The organism is Mycobacterium sp. (assembly GCF_040398885.1).
Classification (GTDB): Bacteria; Actinomycetota; Actinomycetes; order Mycobacteriales; family Mycobacteriaceae; genus Mycobacterium.
In genome coordinates, this window is record NZ_JBBATF010000007.1 from 35,722 (window position 1) to 39,831 (window position 4,110).

General features: G+C 68.2%; 6 protein-coding genes. All 6 read left to right on the forward strand.

Annotated elements, in window-relative coordinates:
- The first annotated feature begins 30 nt into the window (after positions 1-30).
- Positions 31-954: an Rv0497 family membrane protein gene (locus ADBZ5U_RS01475; protein ID WP_526261642.1), complete on the forward strand. Its 924-nt coding sequence runs from the start codon at positions 31-33 to the stop codon at positions 952-954.
- Positions 955-959: 5 nt separating this feature from the next.
- Positions 960-1,805: a sugar phosphate isomerase/epimerase family protein gene (locus tag ADBZ5U_RS01480; protein ID WP_526261630.1), complete on the forward strand. Its 846-nt coding sequence runs from the start codon at positions 960-962 to the stop codon at positions 1,803-1,805.
- A 12-nt stretch (positions 1,806-1,817) separates the two neighbouring features.
- Complete coding sequence (locus tag ADBZ5U_RS01485; protein WP_526261632.1) at positions 1,818-2,645, forward strand: acyl-CoA thioesterase; 828 nt, start codon at positions 1,818-1,820, stop codon at positions 2,643-2,645.
- A gap of 11 nt (positions 2,646-2,656) precedes the next feature.
- Complete coding sequence (proC, locus tag ADBZ5U_RS01490; protein ID WP_526261634.1) at positions 2,657-3,517, forward strand: pyrroline-5-carboxylate reductase; 861 nt, start codon at positions 2,657-2,659, stop codon at positions 3,515-3,517.
- A 138-nt stretch (positions 3,518-3,655) separates the two neighbouring features.
- On the forward strand, positions 3,656-3,910 hold the full coding sequence (locus tag ADBZ5U_RS01495) for a cell division/environmental response transcriptional regulator (RefSeq protein WP_526261636.1): 255 nt from the start codon (positions 3,656-3,658) through the stop codon (positions 3,908-3,910).
- Positions 3,911-4,051: 141 nt separating this feature from the next.
- On the forward strand, positions 4,052-4,110 hold a 59-nt coding region (locus ADBZ5U_RS01500), incomplete at its 3' end, for a 30S ribosomal protein bS22 (RefSeq protein ID WP_282785799.1).

The following is a 4,110-nucleotide window of genomic DNA, read 5'->3' on the forward strand; positions in this document are numbered from 1 at the left end:
ACGGTCTATGCGGACACGGTCTACGAGGACGTGACCGCGGGCGAGACGGTCTATGCGGAGACGGTCTATGCGGACACGGTCTACGAGGACACGGTCTACGAGGACACGGTCTACGAGGACGTGACCACCACGGGCGAGACGGTCTATGCGGAGACGGTGTACGTGGAGACCGCCTACGAGGGGACGGTCTACGAGGACGTGCCCGCGGACGACACGGTCTATGTCTACGCGGAAGTCCCCCACGCCGAAGCCGCCACCGAACAACCCGTCATCGAGTCATCGGAGACCGTGGTGGTTCACGCCTCCGCCGCGGTTCCCGAGTACACCGTTGAGTCGGTCCCGGAGGAGGACGGCGCTGGGGAGTTCGTCCTGTCACCGCCGCTGGCGAGCGATCCGTTGCCCCGCCGCAGCGACGGCCCCCAACTCGGATACGACCCGCGCCCGCTGCGCCGGTCCTCGGGGGCCGAGCAGATGTCGTTCGACCCGGTCGACGAATCGGCCAATCTCGATGATCTCCTCCATGAGCACGTCGAGGATGTCGAGCATCTGCGCTCCTACCTGCGCGCCCCGCAGGACACGCTGTTCTCCGGTGAGGCGTTGTTCTCCGGTGAGACCGCGGCCGAGGACCTCGCGCTCCGGTCGGCCGGACCAGCTGATGCCGCGGCAGAGCGCGACATGTTGGACTCCGGCCCGCCCGGCGCCGTGTGGAACGCTGTGCTGGCGGTGGTGCAGTCGCTGGCGGCTGTCGTCTTGGGGGCCGCTCTCTTCATCGGATTCGACCAGCTGTGGCGTTGGAATCGCCTTGTGGCACTTATCCTTTCGGTTCTGGTTGTCCTGTCCCTGGCAGCCGCGGTCCGGATCGTGCGCAAGACCGAGGACATCGTCAGCACCCTGACCGCGGTGGCCGTCGGGCTGCTGGTGACGTTGGGTCCGCTGGCCTTGCAGTCCACCTGACCCCGGTGCGCCCGTCAATCAAGGTCGGCCTTTCGACGGCCTCGGTCTACCCACTCAGGACCGAAGCCGCCTTCGAGGCTGCCGCCGAACTGGGCTACGACGGCGTCGAACTGATGGTGTGGGCCGAGCCGGTCAGCCAGGACATCGGTCAGATCTCGCAGTTGTCCCGCCGCTACGGCATGCCGGTGCTGTCCGTCCACGCCCCGTGTCTGCTGATCTCTCAGCGTGTGTGGGGATCCGATCCGGTGCTCAAACTCAACCGCAGCGTGCAAGCCGCCGAGCGGTTGGGCGCCCAGACGGTTGTGGTGCACCCGCCGTTCCGCTGGCAGCGCCGCTACGCCGACGGCTTCAGTGATCAGGTGGCCTGGTTGGAGGAGCGCAGCGACGTCATGGTCGCCGTGGAGAACATGTTCCCGTTCCGCGCCGACAGGTTCTTCGGCTCCGGCCAGTCGTCCATCGAACGGATGCGCCGGCGGGGCGGCCGGCCGGGCGCGGGTGTGTCGGCGTTCGCGCCGTCGTACGACCCCCTGGATGGCAACCACGCCCACTACACCCTCGATCTCTCGCATACCGCGACGGCCGGCACCGATGCGTTGGACATGGCCCGACGGATGGGCGACGGACTGGTGCATCTGCATCTTTGCGACGGAAACGGCGCCTCCACCGACGAACATCTGGTGCCGGGCCGGGGTACCCAGCCCACCCATGAGGTTTGCCAGATGCTGGCCGGCAGCGACTTCGCCGGTCACGTGGTGCTGGAGGTCACCACCTCGGACGCGCGGTCCAAGGCCGAGCGTGACGGACTGCTCACCGAGTCGTTGGAGTTCGCCCGCGCCCATCTGCTGCGTTAGAAGGCTGAGGCGATGAACCCCGAGACGACCGCCCCGGAAATTCCGTCGTTCTCCGACGTGATGGCACTGCAGGCGGTCCCCGACGCGCCGGGGTGCTACGACGCAAACCTCAACGCGCACTGGACAATCGGACCCAAGCCGCACGGCGGTGTGATGATCGCCCTGTGTGCCAACGCCGCTGGCCGGGCCTACGGCGACGAGGCGCGTCCGATCGCCGTGTCGGCCAGCTACCTGTCCGCTCCGGACCCCGGTCCGGTCCGTCTCATCGCCACGGTGCGCAAGCGCGGGCGTCGGATCGGACTGGTCGACGTTGAACTCGTCACCGGGGACAGATCCGGCGTCCATGCCGTGGTCACCATGGGGCGGCCCGAGGATGATTCGGCGCCGTTGTTCAGCGACAACCCGGTGACCGACCTGATGGATCCGGACCCGCCCGCCGATGTCCTGCCCATCGGTCCGGGCCACCCGGGGGCTGAGGTCAACAACCTCGCCCGGGGCTGTGACATCCGTGCACTGCCGTTCGAGTCGGTATCCGACGGTTCGCCCCCGCGGTTCCGGATATGGGTGCGCCCCAAGGTGGGACCGGTCGACGAGTTGTTCGCCCTGATGTGCGGTGACATCTCGCTGCCGGTGCCCTACGCGGTCGGCCGGCGGGGGTGGGCGCCGACCGTGCAGTTGACCGCCTACCTGCGCGGGATCCCCGCCGAAGGGTGGCTTCGGGTGCTGTGCACCACCACCGAGATCGGCCGGGACTGGTTCGACGAGGACCACACCGTGGTCGACAGCACGGGCCGCATCGTGGTGCAAACTCGCCAGCTTGCGCTGGTCCCCGGTCTGTAGGGTTTCCGACTATGTCCAGGATCGCGATCATCGGCGGCGGCAACATGGGCGAGGCCCTGCTGGCCGGACTCATCAAATCGGGTCGGCCGGCCCGCGAGCTGGTCGTCGGGGAGAAGTCGGCCGCTCGCGTCGAGCACCTGTCCAGCACCTATTCGGTGCGGGTGACCGGGTTGGCGGACGCGGTTGAGGACGCGGGGTTCGTGATCCTGGCGGTCAAGCCCGGCGACGTCGAGGCGACCACCACCGAGATCGCCGGCATCGCGACCAGGGCCGCGGGGAACAGCGTCGAGCAGGTGCTGGTGAGTGTCGTCGCCGGGGTGACGACCGGGTTTTACGAGTCGCGGCTGCCCGCCGGTTTCCCGGTGATCCGGGTGATGCCCAACGCCCCGGCGCTGGTTGGTGCCGGCGTCACCGCGCTGGCGCCCGGCCGGTTCGCCACCCGCGACCAACTCGCCGAGGCCGCGCGACTGTTCGAGAGCGTCGGTGCCGTGTTGACCGTCCCGGAGAGCCAGATCGACGCCGTGACGGCGGTTTCGGGTTCGGGCCCGGCCTACTTCTTCCTGTTCCTGGAAGCACTGGTGGACGCCGGGGTGGCCGGCGGCCTGAGCCGGGCCGTGTCCACCGATTTGGCGGCCCGGACCATGTCCGGCGCCGCGGCGATGCTGCTCGAGCGCCTCGAAGCCGCGCGCTCCGACAACCCCGGCCGGCCGGACACCACGGCCACCGAACTCCGCGCCCTGGTCACCTCACCGGGTGGCACCACGGCTGCTGGCCTGCGCGAACTGGAGCGGGGCGGCCTTCGTGCGGCGGTTGCCGCCGCGGTTGCCGCCGCGAAAACCCGCTCTGAGCAGCTGGGAATTACAACCGAGTAGTTTGAGAATTCTCTGACGGATTACCAAACACCCGTCGCAGTAACCCCATTGGCCACGCTATTCTCCTCGTAACGCGCGGATCGGTGCCAGCGGTGGGGAAGCCGCTGGAACTGTCCGTGCCCGACGGATTGGGTAGCGATGACGTCTATGAACGGCCGGGACTCCGCGGGCGGAAAACCGGCGCGCGATGCCGGTGCGGACGGCCAACCGGTCGCCAGAACTCAGTTCCTGACCGTCGCGGAAGTCGCCGCCCTCATGCGCGTCAGCAAGATGACGGTCTACCGCCTGGTCCACAACGGGGAATTGCCCGCCGTCCGGGTGGGCCGCTCGTTCCGGGTCCACGCCAAAGCCGTCCACGACCTGCTGGAGACGTCGTACTTCGACGCCGGGTGACCGTGCGCGCCCGCCCGCGGCGCGAGAGAACGCGGCAGTTCGGGATGGCCGGCTAACAGTTGTCCGCCCTCCTTGGGTAAGGTTTGACCCCGACACAGGCACGCCCGGCAGGGGCGTTTTCGTACTTAGGTAGCGGAGTTCATGGGTTCAGTCATCAAGAAGCGGCGCAAGCGCATGTCCAAGAAGAAGCACCGCAAGCT

Bases quoted from the DNA above. Each gene is read 5' to 3' on its own strand.
- ADBZ5U_RS01485 (WP_526261632.1), top strand. From the start codon at position 1,818: ATGAACCCCGAGACGACCGCCCCGGAAATTCCGTCGTTCTCCGACGTG.
- proC (WP_526261634.1), top strand. From the start codon at position 2,657: ATGTCCAGGATCGCGATCATCGGCGGCGGCAACATGGGCGAGGCCCTG.
- ADBZ5U_RS01495 (WP_526261636.1), top strand. From the start codon at position 3,656: ATGACGTCTATGAACGGCCGGGACTCCGCGGGCGGAAAACCGGCGCGC.